Raw genomic sequence first — 16,372 nt, 5'->3', positions numbered from 1 at the left:
TGAAGTCGCGTCGTCAGGGATAGATCACGCGCAATGACGGTCTTTATCATTCGCCGACTGCTCCAGAGCGTTCTCGTTGTCGCGGTCATGACGCTGCTGGTTTTTGCGGGCGTCTACGCGATCGGAAATCCGGTCGAGATCCTGATCAGCCAGGATGCAACCGAAGCCGAAAGGGCGGCGGCCATCGCGCGCCTTGGCTTGGACAAGAGCCTTCCGGAACAATATCTCGCCTTTCTGGGCAACCTTGTGAAGGGCGACCTGGGCACCAGTTTCGTGTTCGGTGAACCGGCGCTTCAGCTTGTGCTGCAACGCTTTCCTGCGACGATGGAATTGGCCATCTGTGCGATGATGATGTCGATCTTCATCGGTGTTCCGCTAGGTCTTTATGCAGGTCTGCGACCCGAAAGCATCGCCGGACGAACCATCATGACCGGCTCGATCTTCGGGTTTTCGTTGCCGAATTTCTGGCAAGGCCTGATGCTGATCATGCTTTTTGCCGTGATCCTGCAGTGGTTGCCTGCCGGCGGCCGCGGAGTGCGCGGTGAGTTCCTCGGGATCGAGAGCAGTTTCTTTTCCTGGGACGGGATCAGCCATCTGATCTTGCCGGCCATCAATCTCGCGCTTTTCAAGACTAGCCTTGTCATTCGATTGACCCGTGCCTCGGTGCGCGAGACGATCAATCTGGACTACGTCAAGTTCGCCCGTGCAAAGGGTCTCAGACCCCGCCGCGTCATTGGTTTGCATGTCCTGAAGAACATTATGATCCCGCTGGTCACTATTATCGGGCTTGAGTTTGGCTCGGTCATTGCCTTCGCTGTCGTCACTGAAACTGTGTTTGCTTGGCCCGGCATGGGAAAGCTGATCATTGACAGCATCTTCCAACTCGATCGCCCAGTAATCGTCGCCTATCTGATCGTCATCGTGTGCCTATTCATCACGATCAATTTGGTGGTCGATATCCTCTATGCCATCCTGGATCCGCGTGTCCGGCTTGCGGATCAAAAAGCATGAGCAGTCTCGACACCGCCCCCGCAATCGCGCCGCTTGCCGATCAGAAGGCCGCAAAGCCAGTCCCTCCGGCCGTCCGCATTGCGCGGGATTTCGTCGAAAGCCCGCTTGCGGTTCTGGGACTTGTGATGTTGTCGATCATTGTTCTGGTTGCGGTTTTTGCCCCCCTGATCGCGCCGCAAGACCCCTATGATCTGTCCGAAATCCGTCTGGAAGACAGCCGTCAGCCGCCCGGATCAAAACGCCTCACCGATCCATGGGAGGCCGATCTTGCGCTTGCAATCGATCCGACACTGCAGGGTCGCACCGAACTGACTTTCGACGGGGACGCACCGATAGAAAGTGCGGTCTTGTCCTGGGCCCCAGTTGGCGGAGAGAACGCAGTCAGCGTCGCACTGGTATTCAATCCGTCGCTCGAAGGCGTGCCGCTGGAGGCGCTTCGGTTGGATGATCTGCCGCGAGGGGCGGAACTGGACGTTGGCGAGAAGCACAGCTTCCGGTCATTCTGGACCGTCGATCTTGCAGACCTGGAACAGTTCACTGTGTCTTCAAGCCGCGATCTGGATGAACCTTTCGAACTTGAACTGGTCCTGAAAGCGACCGAGGGCGAAGCCCTGATGACCTATTGGCTTGGCACGGACGGTCAGGGTCGCGACATGCTGTCGGCCATCATGTACGGACTGCGCACCAGCCTGGCTGTTGGAGTAGTCAGTTGTTTCTTTGCGATGGTCATTGGGCTGAGCCTCGGGATGATCGCGGCCTTTTTCGGCGGCAGACTCGAAAACATCATCATGCGGATCGTCGATCTGCAACTCAGCTTCCCGACCATTCTTGTGGCACTGATGCTTCTTGCGATCCTGGGTTCGGGTGTCGAGAAGGTCATGCTGGCCTTGATCATTGTCCAATGGGCCTATTTCGCGCGTACGGCCAGATCCGTGGCTCTGGTCGAGCGGAGCAAGGAATACGTCGAGGCCGCGCAGTGCCTTGCCCTGTCGAAGGGCCGCGTCATTTTTCGCCATCTCTTGCCGAACTGCCTACCGCCAATCATCGTGGTGGCGACGGTGCAGGTGGCCAACGCCATTGCATTGGAGGCGACACTGTCCTTCCTCGGCATTGGGCTGCCGGTAACGGAACCAAGCCTCGGGCTTTTGATCTCGAACGGCTTCGAGTTCATGCTGTCAGGGCGCTACTGGATCAGCGTGTACCCTGGCGTCGCCCTTCTGGTGACGATCATTGCTATCAACCTGGTGGGCGATCGTCTGCGCGATGCTCTCAATCCGAGGCTTCACCGATGACACTCCTCAGTATCGAAAACCTGAAAACGCACTTCTTCACCAAGGCAGGCGTGGTCAAGTCGGTCGATGGTGTCTCGTTCGATCTCGACCGAGGAGAGATCCTCGGGATCGTGGGCGAAAGCGGGTCGGGCAAATCCGTCACCGGCTTTTCCATCATGGGCCTTGTCGATGCGCCCGGTCGCATCGCGGAAGGCTCGATCCGCTTTGATGGGCAGAACCTGGTCGACCTGCCGGAACCCCAGATGCGCGATTTGCGCGGGCGTCGGATCGCGATGATTTTTCAGGACCCGATGATGACGCTCAACCCGGTGCTTCGGGTCGACACACAGATGATCGAGGCGCTTCGCGCCCATGGGCGCTGGAGCGACGATGACGCGCGCCAAAGATGCCGTGACGTCTTGGGACAGGTTGGTATTCCAAGCCCCGAAGAACGCCTGAAAAGCTACCCGCATCAGTTTTCCGGCGGGATGCGTCAGCGCGTTGCGATCGCCATTGCGCTGCTGCACCAGCCGGACCTGATTATCGCGGACGAACCCACAACGGCACTCGATGTCACCATCCAGGCCCAAATCCTGTTCGAGATTCAGAAACTTGTCGCGGAAAACAACACGGCCATGATCTGGGTCACGCACGACCTTGCCGTGGTGGCTGGTCTGGCAAACCGGGTTGCGGTGATGTACGCCGGGCGGATCGTGGAAATGGGAACGACAGACGAAGTCGTGAACCGCCCTGCGCACCCATATACTGCCGGTCTTATCGGTTCCGCGCCGTCGCGAAACGCGCGCGGCACGCGACTTACGCAGATCCGTGGTATGGCGCCGCTGCCGATGAACCTGCCGACCGGTTGCGCATTCCAGCCAAGATGTGACCACGCCACCGGGGCCTGCGCGGTCTCGCCAGACGCCTCCACACTCGAAGGCGATCATCTGGTAAGATGCCATCATCCGCTTGTTGGTGCCTTCGACCGGGGGACGGCAGCATGACGACTCCGATCATTCAATTGGACGCAATATCCAAAAGGTTCGTCAAGAAGCTTGATATTGCCGAGAAGTTCGCCCGCAGATTGGGCGCCAAGGTCGAAGAACACACCGTTCACGCCGTTGACAGTGTCGACATGGCCATCATGCCCGGAGAAGTGGTGGGCCTTGTCGGTGAAAGCGGCTGTGGCAAAAGCACCCTTGGTCGCTGCGTGGCGGGCGTCCATCAGCCCTCGGAAGGCGTCATAAGGTACCTGGGCGAGGACGTCACAACGCTTAAGGGCAAGGCGTTGTTGGAAAGCCGCCTCAAGGTGCAGATGATTTTTCAGGACCCGATGAGTAGCCTCAATCCACGCCTGAAAGTCTCGGACATCATCAGCGAAGCACCGCTGTTTCATGGCTTAATCAGTCGAAGCGACGTTGACGAATACGTCGCGGCGACGATGCAGCGCGTTGGTCTGGACCCGTCCTATCATCAGCGCTATCCCCATCAGTTCTCGGGCGGACAGCGCCAGCGCATCGGCATCGCGCGCGCACTGGCGGTTCAACCTGACTTCATTGTTTGCGACGAAGCGGTTGCGGCTCTGGACGTTTCCATTCAGGCGCAGGTACTCAATCTGTTCATGGATCTGCGCGAGGATCTGGGCCTGACGTACCTGTTCATCAGCCACGACCTCGGCGTTGTCGAGCATCTCAGCGATCGCGTGGTGATCATGTATCTCGGTCGGGTCGTCGAAACCGCGCCGACGGACGATCTGTTCGCCTCACCAAACCATCCCTATACGCAGGCTTTGCTGGCGGAAGCACCGCGCCTCGAGACCGATCGTCGGATTTATGCGCCGATCAAAGGAGAAATCCCGTCGCCGCTTCACCCACCCAAAGGATGCCATTTCCATCCGCGGTGCCCTCATGCGATGGATCGATGCCGGACAGAGATCCCAAAACTCAAGGAAATCTCACCGGGTCGCGTCAGTGCCTGCCATCTGAACGACGGTTGAAGCGACGGTTGCGGCGTCAGCGGCCTATCAGTCGACCCATCGACCAAGGCGCACAGCAGTTGCTCCTGGCGTCAGTCTCCGGCTTGGCATGATCAGCACACATCCATCATGCGGCGCCCGGATTTCCTTGTCACCTTCGGTGCCGATCAGTTCGCCTTTCGCAAGGGTCTCAAGACCGGTGAACGGCTGCGCAAACACAAAATTCTCGGACTCTACCGTGACCGGTGCAACAACCTGCACTACGCGCTGACGCGGCGGAAGTGGCCGCAAGTTCGGCGCGGCAACTTCGGGGTCGATCATCTCATGCATAAGCAACCAGCGATATACACTGTCGATGGCAACCGGCGCGGCATCGGCCTCCCAATGCTGACCGCATTCGATGAGAACCGCAGTCTTTTGACTGTCCGGATCACCGAAACCGCCATAGTCGCGCAGGCGTTTGCCCGCGGCGTGTCCACCATCTGAAACAATGATATCAGGCGTCCCCAACCGCCTGGACATGGCAATACTTTTGTCGAGTGGCCCGGCGACGATCACCGGAGCGGTCTTGTGCTGCATTGAATGCACGTCGAAAAGCAGATCGACCGTGTCGATCAGTGGGCGGATCTGGCGGGCACGTTCGACCTCGTACGTTGTCCGGTCGCCGTCCAATGTTTCGACATCCCAAACCCGGTTCATGTCCTCGTCCAGAAACCGGCTTGCCATGGGTTCGGCGGGATCAAACGCCTGATAGGCGGCCACATTCGAAAACCCGAGGGTCAGCTTGCCCTTCTTGGGTCTGACACCCGTCTCGAGCAGATGCTCAAGCGCAATTACACCGCAGACTTCATTGCCGTGGACAAGGGCATTGATCAGAACATGTGGTCCGGCAACACCACTGTCGAACGTAGTGTAATACTCAACGCCCGTATTGCCGTTCTTGTGGGCTGATATATCCGGGAACAGCAGTTCGATCGGGTATTTGTTGGGGTCGGTTGCGCTCATTCGGCTGCCCTCGCGACCAGGGGTGGCCGCACACCTTCCGGCAACGGACAGACGTAAGGCGTTTTCGCAAGATAGGCGGCGTGTTGCGCCTTGGCATTGGCAATAAGGGCAGGGTCTTCGATGACGCGCTTGGCGGTGGCCGCCATGACCTTCGCGGCGTAGACCATGCCCTTGTGCGCGGCTGGCACCTTGCCTTGTGCAACGGTTTGCCATGTGTGGAACACGGTGCCCACCGCACAGGTGGTGATCCTTGCCTGTACCGTCGGAACCGCCCAACTTACGTCGCCCACGTCCGTCGAACCGTTTCCGCCTCCGTTTGGCAGATCAAGCGGTGCCACGAAGTCGCACAGAGCCATACCTTCATCGGGAGGCGGCATTCCGCACCGCCTGAACGAGACCGCGATATCGTCCTTGGTCAGGGTCTTTTGGATCTCATGGGCAAAGGCACGATCTGCGTCGTCGAAAGCGATGGGCCCCAATCGGTCCATTTCGGTCTGCATGGCTTCTTCCAATGCACGATTGCCCACAAGGTTCGAGACGCCGCTGTAAACTTTACTTTCCATGCGGGTCTCGGTCATCAGGGCGGCGCCTTCCGCGATCTTTTTCACCCGCTCGACCAACGATCGCAGTTCAGGGAGATCCTTGGCACGAACCAACTGACGCACAGTGGCTTTATGGGGCACCACGTTTGGCGCCGCGCCGCCCGCATCAAGGTAGGCGTAGTGGACACGCGCGCCGTCGGGCATGTGTTCGCGCATGTAATTGATCCCGACATTCATCAACTCCACAGCATCAAGCGCGCTGCGACCCAATTCAGGCGCGGCGGCGGCATGCGCGGCCTTGCCATGGAACGTGAAGTCGATGCGCGTATTTGCAAGCGATACCGCCCTATTGACGGCGGTGAATGTGGACGGGTGCCACGAGATAGCGATATCGACATCGTCGAAAAGTCCGTCACGCACCATATAGACCTTTGCAGCGCCGCCTTCTTCCGCTGGGCATCCATAGTAGCGAACACGCGCTTTGATACCGGCTTCATCCAACCAGTCCTTCACCGCAGTCGCGGCAAGAAGTGCGGCGGCGCCCAGCAGATTGTGTCCGCACCCGTGACCATTCCCGCCAGCTTCAATCGGACTCGGCTCGGCGACGCCGGGCTCTTGGCTGAGATACGGCAAAGCATCGAATTCGCCCAGAATGGCAATCACCGGACCTTCGTCACCGGCTTCTCCCAGCACGGCCGTTGGGATGCCTGCTGCGTTCTCGGTAATGCGAAAGCCTTTTTCCTTCAGAATCGCCGTGTGCTCGGCGACGGATTTGTATTCGTTGTAGAGCGTTTCCGGAATGTCAAAGACGCGATCGGACAGCCCGATCAGATCTGATTTGTGGCGATCAACATTCTCCCAAATCACGTCTGTATTCTGCATTGCCGCTTTCCCTTGAACCATTTGTTTCAACAAGATTTCCATGCTCGGTGACCATTGGCAAGCGACCATTGACCTTGGTGCCTCGACGGCTGAAGGCTTTTCAACCTGGCGTTTAGGAGGACGCATGTCCGCGCAGACGGATCGCAAGCGGGATCATCAAGAAGACCAATAAAGCCGCGAAGAGGAATGACGCTCCGGGGAAGTAGGTCCCCCGCTCATCGACCGATGCCTGGAACAGCGCGGTCATGGCGATGGGGGACAAGATAGCAGCAACGGAAGTCAACGACGCGATAACGCCCTGAACGACGCCCTGTCGGTCCTCATCCACCTGATTGGACGCCATGGCCGTCATCAACGCGGGAACAAGGTCTGACATTGCGGCAAGCAAAAGGAAAATGATCAATGCCGAGATCGAGCCGGTAAAGCCAAAACCGATCAGCCCGGCCAACGCCGAAAGCATCCCCAGAATCAACGTGCGATAGTCCCCGAACCGATTGATCAGAACCGGCAATAGCCCACCCTGCACCAGGGCCAAAAGCACACCATAGGTGGCGAGCGACAGACCGATATAGAGGGTCGGCCAGTCAAATACCTCGCGGGTCCAGAACGCCCAGATGGTCGGGTAAACCATGTTTGCGAACTCGAAAATGAAGATACAGGTCAGCGGAATGGCCAGGCCCTGAAGGCGAAGAGCATCAAGGATCGATTTGAACGGGTTCAGATCTCGTTTGCCGAAAGGTCGGCGATTTTCCGGTGGCAGGCTCTCGGGCAAGACGAAGTACCCAAATAAGGCATTCGAGGTCGAGAGGACGGCCGCAATCCAGAAGGGAGCTGAAATACTGATTTCGGCGGCAATTCCGCCCAAGGCCGGGCCAAGAACAAACCCAATGCCGAAGGCCGCACCGATCAGACCGAAATTGGCGGCCTTTTCTTTTGCTGTCGAGATGTCAGCAACGTAAGCCGTCGCCGTGACATATGTGGCACCTGCAAGTCCGGCCAGTGTCCGTCCAACCAGCAATAACCAGAAACTGTCGGCCAAAGCCATAATGACATAGTCCAGCGCCAGCATGACAAGGGCCGCAATCAGCACGGGTCTGCGCCCAATAGTGTCCGAGATGCTCCCGATGATCGGGCCTGAGAGGAAGAGTGCGCCCGCGTAGGCGGCCATCAGCAGGCCACCCCAAAAGGCTCCTTGACCGGTGTCGCCCGCGCCCACCCGGTCCATGAGATCGGGCATGATTGGAAAGACGATGCCAATTCCAATGGCGTCGATCATCAGCGTGATCAGGATGAAGGTCATGGCCGGGCTTTTGAACATGCCAAGCTATCGAACGGGGCCGCAGCCAAAGCAAGACAAAAGGCAAAAGGGGTCGGAATTTGGGCGCTCAGTCGGGAGAATTCTGTGCGGCACCAATATTGCGGTCATTTCGAATGTAGCGGATGCGCGGGTCCTGTTCTGCCCAGCGGCGAACAATATCCGCGGTGTCGTCCGATGACGCGTTGTCCGTCACGATAAGTTCAAAGTCCGCATAGGTCTGTTCGCAGATCGATGCCAGGGCTTCATCGATGAAGTTTGCACCGTTGAACACCGGCATGCACAGACTGACTTTCGGCTTTCTCACGTTGATTCCCTTGCGAACGATTGTTCTGGGCGGCGGCAATCCGGCTTACCGACTCCCCGGTGCACTTTTAGACCGCATGCAAACAGTGATCCAGTCACTGGGGCGGCTTCTTTTGAAACACTGTTTTGCCCGGCCTGTTTAAGAGCACACACAGCAGCAATGACAAACGCTTCCGTTTTGTCTTGACGACAACCAAGGTGCTGTTCCGACGATCTCGAAACCGCGTTGTTGGTTCTAGCTTGCGCGAGGGTCGGTCTTTACGAAATCAGTCGCGAATTCGATTGGGGCTTCACCCGTTCTAGCTTGAATGCGCTTTGTTTTTGCGCTTCCGAAAACCAAATGTCGTAGGGCGTTTTCGGGGGCAAAACCGTGCGTTTGGTCAGGTAAAAAACACCCGCAACGATTGATGAAACGAGGCCACAAAGGGCCAATACAAGGAAAAAGTCCATACCTCGGAACCACTCACTAATTACAATACGATGTAGTTTTTAACGAAAGAACTTGGCCGATCTAAGGCGCTTTCGTGAAAAATGATAAAAACGCGCGTTTTCTGCAAAGTCCCGGCGGCAATAAGTGCGGACGGTCATCGATATGACCGCACTTGCGTTCTGATTTCGGAAGCATTTGGCCCGACTTGGTCATAGTTTCGTCGAAATCGAATGGCTCGTGTGCAAGTCAGCGTCCTAAAGATAGGTTTTTAGAGGCAATCGCGAACGATCTGTCGCGTCGACGCGAACAATACATCGCCGTACTGCCACGTTAGCGCCCTCTTGCACGACCATGTTCACATCCGAACTCTCAACGAAAAGGACTTCGGCTTTGGCGTCGAATGGGTTGATTTGGATTGTGGTCCCAAGATTCTGTATGACGCTTGGCGTCGTCCTTCTTCTTGCCGCTATGGGCCTGAACTATCACAACGACCAAAACCGCGCGGATCAGGTTCTTGCCAAAAAAGTCGGTCTCCCGGCGCCGGTCATCGTGCAGAATTTCAGTCGAGCCGCGAACAGCAATCTGCTTGGCGAGGTTCAGATTCTTGCCGAGGTGGATATTGCGCAATCCGTGCATCGCAGTATAGGCGAAGATGGCAACGCGCGAACCTATCTTCTGACACCGGTCTATGGCGTAAGCCTTGGCGGGATGCATCGTGCTTCAACGATCCGCGGGGTGCATTCACCGGGGCTTCACCGTCCCGTTCCGCGTGCAGCTGCGACCGCCACTGCGAATCCGATTGCAGGCTTGGTCTATGATCTTGAAGACCGGCCAATGCGCTCCACCAATGCGGAAGACTTGGGCATGACGTCGGTCGGCCGTGGGTTCAACGGTGAGCTTGTCTTGGTGTCTGGCGTGGCTTTCTCGGGCACGCTTTGGGCGAAAGGAGCGTCACAGGGACAGGTCGAGACCGCCGCACGCGAAGCATTTGGTCTGACTGGCGGCTCGGGACTGCCTTTGATCGCGCCCTACGCGTCGCGGCGCTTGGCTCCTGGCGGTGCGGACATGACCGAAGCGCGGAATTTTCTTGCATCGGTTGCGATTGTCTCGCTTTTATTCGGAGCAAGTCTGATTGTGCGCAGTTTTTCAGGACGCGGACCGCGGAACATGGCGACGCACGCGCACAAGCCGGCCCAAACAGCGAGTGGCTCTTCGACACGGTATTTTGACCCGCTCCTGCCGCAGGATGAAATTCAACAGTCAGACGATGAGCAACGTGTGACGTCGCAAATGGGTTTTCGGGCGCTTTCGCGCCTTAGAAGTCGACTGTGACACCGGGCAATCGGAGTTCTTTCACCAACTCGCGGAGCTCTTGGCGCGCGGCGACATTCGATAAATTCAGGTTCTGAACGCCGATATCGCGTAGATCGAGCAATGTCAGGCCGCGTGGAAACAGCTCGCGGAAAATGACGCGCTCGGAAAATCCGGGGGCAACACGAAATCCGATCCGTTTGGCCAGCGCGTCGACAGCTTGCGCCATTTTCTTTTTGTTGTGCATCTGCTGGGCGCCAACGCGGTTGCGCACGACGACCCAGTCAATCGGGTCAAGACCAGCTTGTGCGCGAAGTTGCCGCGCGTTCCAGACCATTTCGGAATAAACCGAAGGGCCGAGGATGCGGTTTGACTGCGGATCAATGCGCGCCAGAAGGTCGAAATCGACAAAACTGTCGTTCAAAGGCGTCACAAGCGTGTCGGCCAGTGAATGCGCGACCTGGCTGAGGCGCGTGTGTGAGCCGGGGCAATCGATGAGGATAAAGTCGACCTCACGCTCAAGTCCGGTGACTGCCGCGGACAAACGCTGATCATAGACGTTTTCACCCGGCGCGAGGCTATCGGCGCTTATTGCTGGCAGGTCTCGGTAGATTGGCGTGGGGAGATCGAGGCCTTCTGCATCGAGAAATGCCTTGCGGTTTTCCACGTAGCGTCCAAAGCTTTTCTGCCTGAGATCAAGGTCTAGAACCCCAACCACATGCCCCATGCGCACCAGCGCCGTCGATATATGCATGGAGACGGTGGATTTCCCCGCGCCGCCCTTTTCGTTGCCTACGACGATAATATGGGCCACTGCATGCCTCTGGTTTTTTGGGCGGTCCCGATGCCGCTGGTTGGCGGCACTATAGGTTGGGAAAGCCTGCAAGAAAAGTATGAGTGTTGAAGGCGCGCAGGTTTTTCTTGCGAGGGGGGCTCTGCCCCCTCGCTGCGCTCACCCCCGTGGTGGTTGCCGAAAGGATCTAGAATCAAAGCGCCGCGAGGCGTTGTTGCTGACGTTCGATCAGGGTTTCGATTTCCGCGATTGCGGCCTTGCTGAGCTTGGGACCCGGCGCGCGGACGGTGGCGTGGGCGATCGCGCCACGTTTGGCCAGGATGTATTTGCGAATGGCCAGACCGAGGCCGGGTTGGCTTTCGTAGCGCACCAGGGGCAGGTAGGCGTCGAAGATGTCGCGAGCGGCGCTTTCATCCCCGGCGGACATGAGTGTTGTCACATCGCGCATCATTTCGGGGTAGGCAAAGCCGGTCATGGCCCCGTCCGCGCCGCGGATCATTTCTTCAAGGAGAAACTGGCCGCCATTGCCGCAAAGTATGGAGATGCGTCTGCTTCCGGCGTCCGAGGCTGCGCGCAGGGCGGCAATTTTTTCCAGACCCGGCCAGTCCTCGTGCTTTAGCATCACACACGCCGGGTTGTCCTCGACGATTTGGAGGATGACTTTGGGGTCAACCTGCACATCGGTCACAAGCGGAAAGTCCTGAATGACCCAAGGGGTCTTACCGAGCCGTTCGCCGAGGGTTCGATAGTATCCGGTAATCTGCGCATCTGTGCGAAGGCTTGAGGGCGGCGCGACCATCACGCCAGCCGCGCCTTTTGCCATGGCGACTTCAGTGGTGGCTTCTATCTGCGCGAACCCCGGTGCCGAGACGCCAACGATGACCGGCACGGTGGCGCGTGCACAGATGCGTTCAATGACCGTTGCGTTTTCGCCCGCCGAGAGCTTGCCAGCCTCGCCCATGATTCCGAGGATCGTCAGGCCTGTTGCGCCTTTCTCCATGTAGAAATCCGTCATGGTATCAAGGCTTTCGATGTCCAGCGCGCCATTGGGCAGAAAGGGAGTTGCGGCGATTGTGAAGACACCCTTGGCGGATTCATCAAGCATGGTTGACCTCTGGTTTGTGAGATTGACGAAGGAAAATACGACCAAGCGCCATGGCTGTGGCGGCCTGAGTCGGGTCGATTGTAGGCAGGCCTGTGGCAGCTTCAACGCGTGCGCGGTATTGCGCCATGCCGGCGCATCCGAGGATCACGACATCGGCGCCATCTTCATCGCGCAAATGTCGTGCCGTCGACAAAAGGCGCTGAAGTGTGCGGGTTTCATCGGCAAGTTCGGTGACGCCTAGTTCCAGCGCGCGATCCGCGGCCAGGCGATCGCTCAGCCCCATCGCATCGACTGCCGCGAGGTGGCGGGGGATCGAGCCCTGGCGAATGGCAATGATGCCGAAGCGATTGCCAAGTGTCAGAGCGGAACTGATCGCGGCTTCACGAATGCCCAGAACCGGCAGTGCCGTTTCCGCGCGGATGTCTTTGACGCCGGGATCACTGAAGCACGCGATCACGAAGCCGGTTGCGTCATCAAGCGTACGGGTAAGCTGAAGCGTGGGCTGGATGACGCTGTCGATGTGGGCTTGCGTTTCAATGCCCGGCGGGCCTTCGTTCAGCATGAGGCACCGGATGGGATGCCCCAAGGCTTCAAGTGGCGAGAGTGCCTTTTTCAGACCATCGGTTACGCCTTGCGATGAATTGGGATTGATCACGTAAAGCGTCATGCCCCTTGCCTCGTGGGGGTCTGGACTTCGATTTGATACCCTTCAGGATCAGAAAAAACGAATGCGCGAATGCCGATCTCATCGTTCTGGAACATTTCGCTGAGGTCCGCGAGGGCTTCGGCTCTCGCCCACGCGTACCATGCGTCCACATCTTCAACCCGAAGGCAGAGTTGGACGCATTTTTCTGCCTGCCAGTTGTTCATGCCGCGGGATTCATCCACCAGCCCGATGTGCGCGCCTTCTGCCAGTCGAAAGATCTTCGCCCATCCCTGATCGATAACCAGAGGCAGTCCGAGAGTTTCAGCGTAAAAGGCCTCGGCCGTTTTCAGGTCGCGGTAATAAAGGAACGTAATCGCGAGGCTTGGCGCAGTGGGGGCGGTCATGTTGTGGCCTCGACATATTCCGGGGCCGGAGCTGCGGTGGTAGAAACGCCAGGAGCGGGGCGCGCGATCCAGCGGCCTTGCCCGACCTTGCCTTCAAGCGCGCCGTTTTTCACAATGGGATAGCCGCGCAGGAAGACGGTTTCGGGGTATCCCGTGATCGTTTTTCCGACCCATGGGTTGTAGCCGACGTTGTCGTGCAGGTCATTGGCGCCATAAGCGTGGTGCTTCGTGGGATTCCAGAGCACGAGGTCGGCGTCTAAACCGATCTGTATGTCGCCTTTTCGGGGTAGCCCGTGAATTCTGGCGGGGTTAGTGCAGCACCAAGTGACGAATTCCATGGGGCTGATGCGACCATGCTGCATGGCGTCGAACATCAGCGGCATACGAACTTCAAGGCCGGGCAAACCATTGGCGATCTTCGAGAAATCGGCATTTTTGCCATTTGACAGCTTGCCGCTTTCGTCAAACCGGTAGGGGGCATGGTCAGACGAAACAAGGTCAAGCGTGCCGTCTGACAGACCAGCCCAAAGCGCATCCTGATCTGCGGTTGTGCGTTGTGGTGGCGAGCACATCCATTTCGCGCCTTCAATGCCGGGACGATCCAGAACCGCGTCGGTCATGAAGAGGTAATGCGGACAGGTCTCCGCCCAGACCGGGACACCGCGCGCGCGGGCGTGGCGGACGGCATTAACGGCTTCATGCGTAGAAATGTGGAACAGCATGACAGGCGTTGCGAAGTACTCGGCAAAGCGAATGAGGCGCTCGACGGCTTCGATTTCGGCCAGTCGGGGATGCGACAAGGCGTGATGCTTTGGTTGGGTCTTGCCGGACGCCAGAAGACGGTCTTTGGTCCAGCCTATTAGGCCATCGTTTTCGGCGTGAACGCAGACAAGAGCGCCTGCTTCTTTTGCGATGCCAAGGACTTCGCAGATGTCGCGGTCAGAAAGCTGGATGTTGTATGTGGTGAATATCTTGATGGAACGGTGTCCGACGGCGATCAGCGCGGTCAGATCGTCTACGACATTTTCCGCCTTCATGTCGTTCAGGATGATATGAAAAGCATAGTCAATCATCGCACCCGAACTTGCACGCCCGGCATAATCTTCAACCGCATGCGCAAGGCTTGGCGCCGCACTTTGGGGCGCGAAACTGATGACCGATGTCGTTCCGCCAAGGGCCGCCGATCGTGTTGCAGTTTCGAACGTGTCGGCATTCATCAGGCCCATGCCGGACATTTGTTCAATGTGCGCGTGTACATCGACGCCGCCGGGGGTCAGCACATAGCCTTCAGCGTCGATTTCCGCGCCAGTGGTCGCTGGCACATCTCCGATAGCTTTGATTTTGCCATCACCAACTTCAACATCGCCGATCCTGTCGCCATCAGACGACAGTATGCGTGCATTTCGAATGACCAGATTTGTATGTTCCACCATGCTGTATCTAGAGCAGGAGACGCGTGGATCGACAAGCAGGTCGTGAGGCTTGCGCTTCCCAAGGGTGACAGGCAGTGTGGCGCGGTCGAAAATAGGAAGGGCGCGGGCGATGTCGCCGATACTTGGGCTTTTGGAGCGTGGAGGCGCGGTGATCTGGGTCATCGCTGCCCTAAGCGTCGTGGGATTGGCGGTGATCCTGTGGAAGCTCTGGCAGTTGTCGATACTTGGGGCATGGGGCGGCGCGCGCGCCGAGGCGGCCGTTGAAGCCTTTCGGCTGGATGGCCACGTCGACGCAGGCCATGGCGGCGGATTGCGGATGCTGGTCGTACGCGCGGCGATGGAGGCCGTGACCGATACGCGGCTTGCGACGGAACAAGCCCGCGAAGAGACCGAACGCGTTGCGCGTCGTTCTCTTGCAGAGGCGCGTCGTGGGCTTCGGGTTCTCGAGGTGATTTCGACGATTGCGCCGCTGCTTGGGCTCTTGGGCACCGTTTTGGGCATGATTGCCGCGTTTCAGGCGCTTCAGACAAGTGGCGCGCAGGCAGACGCCTCGGTTCTGGCGGGTGGCATTTGGGAAGCCTTGTTGACGACGGCTGCCGGCATGGCAGTGGCGATCCCGGCGGCTCTTGCCCTGGCGTGGTTTGAGGCGGTGATTGATCGCGTTGCCAGCGATCTTGAGGACCTGCTTGTGCGCGTCTTTCTTGCGCAACCGGCGGGCTTGCAATCGGCTGCTGAATGAGCCTGACGCTTCAGCCCATACGACGTCGCCGTGTCATGAGCCTGACGCCGATGATCGACGTGGTTTTTCTGTTGCTGGTCTTCTTCATGCTGGCCGCGCGATTTGACCAGACGGCGGTGGTGCCTATCACGCTTGGTGGCGGCGGCGCCTACACCGGTCCTCCGCGACTGGTGGATGTGACGCCGAATGCTGTCCTTTTGAATGGCGTGCAAATCCCGCAATCCGAGCTTGCGCGCCGGGTCTTGATCCTGATGGATAACCCGACCGATATCGTGGTCTTCCGGGCGCGTGGTACTGCAGATGTGCAGCGAATAGTCGATGTCATGAGCGACTTGCGACAGGAAGGGCTGACTGCCCTGACGCTTGTCGAATGATCCGGTTGAGCGAACCGCGCCACCAACGCGTGGAGAATATCGTGCCAATGATCAATGTCGCTTTCTTGCTGTTGATTTTTTTCCTGATGACCGCCGTGATTGCACCTCTGGATCCGGTTCGGATCGATCCTCCCGAAGCGGACGGATCGGCGGAGGCGGCAGGGGATGTTGTTCTGTTCGTCGAACGCGAGGGGACGCTTTGGAGAGATGGCCAGCGCAGGACATCGCTTGGACCACTTTCGGGCCTGAGCGTTGAACTACGCGTTGCGCGCGATCTCGATGGCGCCATCCTGGCTCGTGTTCTGGCAGATGCGCAGCAGGCTGGTGCGATCACCGTTCAACTGGTGGTCGCGCGTCCCCGGGAATAACGTCGCACAAACAGCATAACATGGCGAATCGACGACAATTCATCTTTGAAAATGGAGAACGGGAAGATGGCTAAGGGCTATATCATGGGGCACATTACGGTCCAAGACGCGGATGGCTACAAGGAATATGTGGAAAAAGACACTCCAATTCTGACTGCTCTTGGAGGGCGTTTCGTCATCCGAGGCGGCCAATCGGAAACTGTCGAAGGCGAGAGCCTGATGCGCCACGTTCTGATCGAGTTTGACAGCTATGAGCTTGCAAAAAAGGCCTATCACGATCCTGAATATCAAGCCGTCGCTGAAATACGCCGACGAAACGCGGAGAGCGTGATCATCCTGGTTGAAGGCACGGACTGAGGCGTTCAACCCGCGGAATGTCGCGGGAGAGGTCACTTTTTGGTTGCGTATAACTCTACCTTAAGATGTAATTGTTGACTGTAGCTCTCCGTTAAGGGGCGTTGC

At 58.0% G+C, this 16,372-nt stretch carries 18 protein-coding genes; 9 read left to right on the top strand and 9 right to left on the bottom strand.

All coding sequences use genetic code 11. From position 1 onward, the window contains the following. Window positions 1–33 precede the first annotated feature (33 nt). From BOA8489_RS11630 to BOA8489_RS11615, 4 genes are read left to right on the top strand one after another with little or no spacing between them, the layout of a single operon-like run. Complete coding sequence (locus BOA8489_RS11630; protein WP_093974189.1) at window positions 34–1,011, top strand: ABC transporter permease; 978 nt, start codon at window positions 34–36, stop codon at window positions 1,009–1,011. Then, complete coding sequence (locus BOA8489_RS21005) at window positions 1,008–2,303, top strand: ABC transporter permease (RefSeq protein ID WP_093974188.1); 1,296 nt, start codon at window positions 1,008–1,010, stop codon at window positions 2,301–2,303. Before BOA8489_RS11630 ends, BOA8489_RS21005 begins: the two co-directional genes overlap by 4 nt. After that, window positions 2,300–3,286, top strand: a complete 987-nt coding sequence (locus tag BOA8489_RS11620; protein WP_093974187.1) for an ABC transporter ATP-binding protein — start codon at window positions 2,300–2,302, stop codon at window positions 3,284–3,286. The genes BOA8489_RS21005 and BOA8489_RS11620 overlap by 4 nt, the downstream gene beginning before the upstream one ends. Further along, the gene (locus tag BOA8489_RS11615) at window positions 3,283–4,278 is read left to right on the top strand and encodes an ABC transporter ATP-binding protein (RefSeq protein ID WP_093974186.1); all 996 of its coding nucleotides are present in this window, start codon (window positions 3,283–3,285) and stop codon (window positions 4,276–4,278) included. The genes BOA8489_RS11620 and BOA8489_RS11615 overlap by 4 nt, the downstream gene beginning before the upstream one ends. A gap of 27 nt (window positions 4,279–4,305) precedes the next feature. On the opposite strand, the gene BOA8489_RS11610 is transcribed toward BOA8489_RS11615, so the two are convergent. The 4 genes from BOA8489_RS11610 to BOA8489_RS11595 form a co-directional block, all read right to left on the bottom strand. Next, window positions 4,306–5,262 carry a M14 family metallopeptidase gene (locus BOA8489_RS11610; protein ID WP_093974185.1) on the bottom strand — a complete coding sequence of 319 codons (957 nt, stop codon included), beginning with the start codon at window positions 5,260–5,262 and terminating at the stop codon, window positions 4,306–4,308. Continuing rightward, window positions 5,259–6,686, bottom strand: coding sequence for an amidohydrolase (locus tag BOA8489_RS11605; RefSeq protein WP_093974243.1), 1,428 nt, complete (start codon window positions 6,684–6,686; stop codon window positions 5,259–5,261). The genes BOA8489_RS11610 and BOA8489_RS11605 overlap by 4 nt, the downstream gene beginning before the upstream one ends. 112 nt (window positions 6,687–6,798) lie before the next feature. Continuing rightward, the gene (locus BOA8489_RS11600; protein WP_093974184.1) at window positions 6,799–8,004 is read right to left on the bottom strand and encodes an MFS transporter; all 1,206 of its coding nucleotides are present in this window, start codon (window positions 8,002–8,004) and stop codon (window positions 6,799–6,801) included. A gap of 67 nt (window positions 8,005–8,071) precedes the next feature. Continuing rightward, complete coding sequence (locus BOA8489_RS11595) at window positions 8,072–8,308, bottom strand: glycosyltransferase family 2 protein (protein WP_093974183.1); 237 nt, start codon at window positions 8,306–8,308, stop codon at window positions 8,072–8,074. 864 nt (window positions 8,309–9,172) lie between these two features. On the opposite strand from BOA8489_RS11595, the gene BOA8489_RS11585 reads away from it, so the two are divergent. Beyond that, window positions 9,173–10,069: a hypothetical protein gene (locus BOA8489_RS11585; protein ID WP_093974181.1), complete on the top strand. Its 897-nt coding sequence runs from the start codon at window positions 9,173–9,175 to the stop codon at window positions 10,067–10,069. Here the strand turns inward: BOA8489_RS11585 and BOA8489_RS11580 are convergent. From BOA8489_RS11580 to hydA, 5 genes are all read right to left on the bottom strand, one after another. Further along, window positions 10,053–10,862, bottom strand: a complete 810-nt coding sequence (locus BOA8489_RS11580; RefSeq protein ID WP_093974180.1) for a division plane positioning ATPase MipZ — start codon at window positions 10,860–10,862, stop codon at window positions 10,053–10,055. The two genes, BOA8489_RS11585 and BOA8489_RS11580, sit on opposite strands and share 17 nt — an antisense overlap. Window positions 10,863–11,034: 172 nt before the next feature. Next, on the bottom strand, window positions 11,035–11,946 hold the full coding sequence (locus BOA8489_RS11575) for a dihydrodipicolinate synthase family protein (protein WP_093974179.1): 912 nt from the start codon (window positions 11,944–11,946) through the stop codon (window positions 11,035–11,037). Continuing rightward, window positions 11,939–12,613 carry an aspartate/glutamate racemase family protein gene (locus BOA8489_RS11570; RefSeq protein ID WP_093974178.1) on the bottom strand — a complete coding sequence of 225 codons (675 nt, stop codon included), beginning with the start codon at window positions 12,611–12,613 and terminating at the stop codon, window positions 11,939–11,941. Before BOA8489_RS11570 ends, BOA8489_RS11575 begins: the two co-directional genes overlap by 8 nt. After that, a complete protein-coding gene (locus BOA8489_RS11565) occupies window positions 12,610–12,996 on the bottom strand; it encodes a VOC family protein (protein WP_093974177.1) in 387 nt (128 codons plus the stop codon). The genes BOA8489_RS11570 and BOA8489_RS11565 overlap by 4 nt, the downstream gene beginning before the upstream one ends. Then, window positions 12,993–14,429 carry a dihydropyrimidinase gene (gene hydA / locus BOA8489_RS11560; RefSeq protein WP_093974242.1) on the bottom strand — a complete coding sequence of 479 codons (1,437 nt, stop codon included), beginning with the start codon at window positions 14,427–14,429 and terminating at the stop codon, window positions 12,993–12,995. The genes BOA8489_RS11565 and hydA overlap by 4 nt, the downstream gene beginning before the upstream one ends. Window positions 14,430–14,538: 109 nt before the next feature. Here hydA and BOA8489_RS11555 point away from each other — a divergent pair, with 109 nt between their 5' ends. The 4 genes from BOA8489_RS11555 (at window position 14,539) to BOA8489_RS11540 (ending at window position 16,267) form a co-directional block, all read left to right on the top strand. Continuing rightward, window positions 14,539–15,168 carry a MotA/TolQ/ExbB proton channel family protein gene (locus BOA8489_RS11555; protein WP_093974176.1) on the top strand — a complete coding sequence of 210 codons (630 nt, stop codon included), beginning with the start codon at window positions 14,539–14,541 and terminating at the stop codon, window positions 15,166–15,168. Continuing rightward, window positions 15,165–15,542, top strand: coding sequence for an ExbD/TolR family protein (locus BOA8489_RS11550; protein ID WP_093974175.1), 378 nt, complete (start codon window positions 15,165–15,167; stop codon window positions 15,540–15,542). Before BOA8489_RS11555 ends, BOA8489_RS11550 begins: the two co-directional genes overlap by 4 nt. A 41-nt stretch (window positions 15,543–15,583) precedes the next feature. Continuing rightward, window positions 15,584–15,910, top strand: a complete 327-nt coding sequence (locus tag BOA8489_RS11545; protein WP_370807168.1) for an ExbD/TolR family protein — start codon at window positions 15,584–15,586, stop codon at window positions 15,908–15,910. 66 nt (window positions 15,911–15,976) lie between these two features. Next, on the top strand, window positions 15,977–16,267 hold the full coding sequence (locus tag BOA8489_RS11540) for a DUF1330 domain-containing protein (RefSeq protein WP_093974173.1): 291 nt from the start codon (window positions 15,977–15,979) through the stop codon (window positions 16,265–16,267). Window positions 16,268–16,372: the final 105 nt, after the last annotated feature.

The organism is Boseongicola aestuarii, from assembly GCF_900184815.1.
In the GTDB taxonomy this organism is placed as follows: Bacteria; Pseudomonadota; Alphaproteobacteria; order Rhodobacterales; family Rhodobacteraceae; genus Boseongicola; species Boseongicola aestuarii.
Note: the sequence above shows the minus strand (reverse complement) of the source record. Positions and strands in the feature narration are given on the sequence as shown.

What these genes read in the sequence shown, in the direction of transcription:
- BOA8489_RS11630 (WP_093974189.1), top strand. Translation starts at nt 34, where the DNA reads ATGACGGTCTTTATCATTCGCCGACTGCTCCAGAGCGTTCTCGTTGTC.
- BOA8489_RS11555 (WP_093974176.1), top strand. Translation starts at nt 14,539, where the DNA reads ATGTCGCCGATACTTGGGCTTTTGGAGCGTGGAGGCGCGGTGATCTGG.
- BOA8489_RS11550 (WP_093974175.1), top strand. Translation starts at nt 15,165, where the DNA reads ATGAGCCTGACGCTTCAGCCCATACGACGTCGCCGTGTCATGAGCCTG.
- BOA8489_RS11605 (WP_093974243.1), bottom strand. Translation starts at nt 6,686, where the DNA reads ATGCAGAATACAGACGTGATTTGGGAGAATGTTGATCGCCACAAATCA.
- BOA8489_RS11620 (WP_093974187.1), top strand. Translation starts at nt 2,300, where the DNA reads ATGACACTCCTCAGTATCGAAAACCTGAAAACGCACTTCTTCACCAAG.
- BOA8489_RS11570 (WP_093974178.1), bottom strand. Translation starts at nt 12,613, where the DNA reads ATGACGCTTTACGTGATCAATCCCAATTCATCGCAAGGCGTAACCGAT.
- BOA8489_RS11575 (WP_093974179.1), bottom strand. Translation starts at nt 11,946, where the DNA reads ATGCTTGATGAATCCGCCAAGGGTGTCTTCACAATCGCCGCAACTCCC.
- hydA (WP_093974242.1), bottom strand. Translation starts at nt 14,429, where the DNA reads ATGGTGGAACATACAAATCTGGTCATTCGAAATGCACGCATACTGTCG.
- BOA8489_RS11585 (WP_093974181.1), top strand. Translation starts at nt 9,173, where the DNA reads ATGACGCTTGGCGTCGTCCTTCTTCTTGCCGCTATGGGCCTGAACTAT.
- BOA8489_RS21005 (WP_093974188.1), top strand. Translation starts at nt 1,008, where the DNA reads ATGAGCAGTCTCGACACCGCCCCCGCAATCGCGCCGCTTGCCGATCAG.
- BOA8489_RS11610 (WP_093974185.1), bottom strand. Translation starts at nt 5,262, where the DNA reads ATGAGCGCAACCGACCCCAACAAATACCCGATCGAACTGCTGTTCCCG.
- BOA8489_RS11565 (WP_093974177.1), bottom strand. Translation starts at nt 12,996, where the DNA reads ATGACCGCCCCCACTGCGCCAAGCCTCGCGATTACGTTCCTTTATTAC.
- BOA8489_RS11615 (WP_093974186.1), top strand. Translation starts at nt 3,283, where the DNA reads ATGACGACTCCGATCATTCAATTGGACGCAATATCCAAAAGGTTCGTC.
- BOA8489_RS11540 (WP_093974173.1), top strand. Translation starts at nt 15,977, where the DNA reads ATGGCTAAGGGCTATATCATGGGGCACATTACGGTCCAAGACGCGGAT.
- BOA8489_RS11600 (WP_093974184.1), bottom strand. Translation starts at nt 8,004, where the DNA reads ATGTTCAAAAGCCCGGCCATGACCTTCATCCTGATCACGCTGATGATC.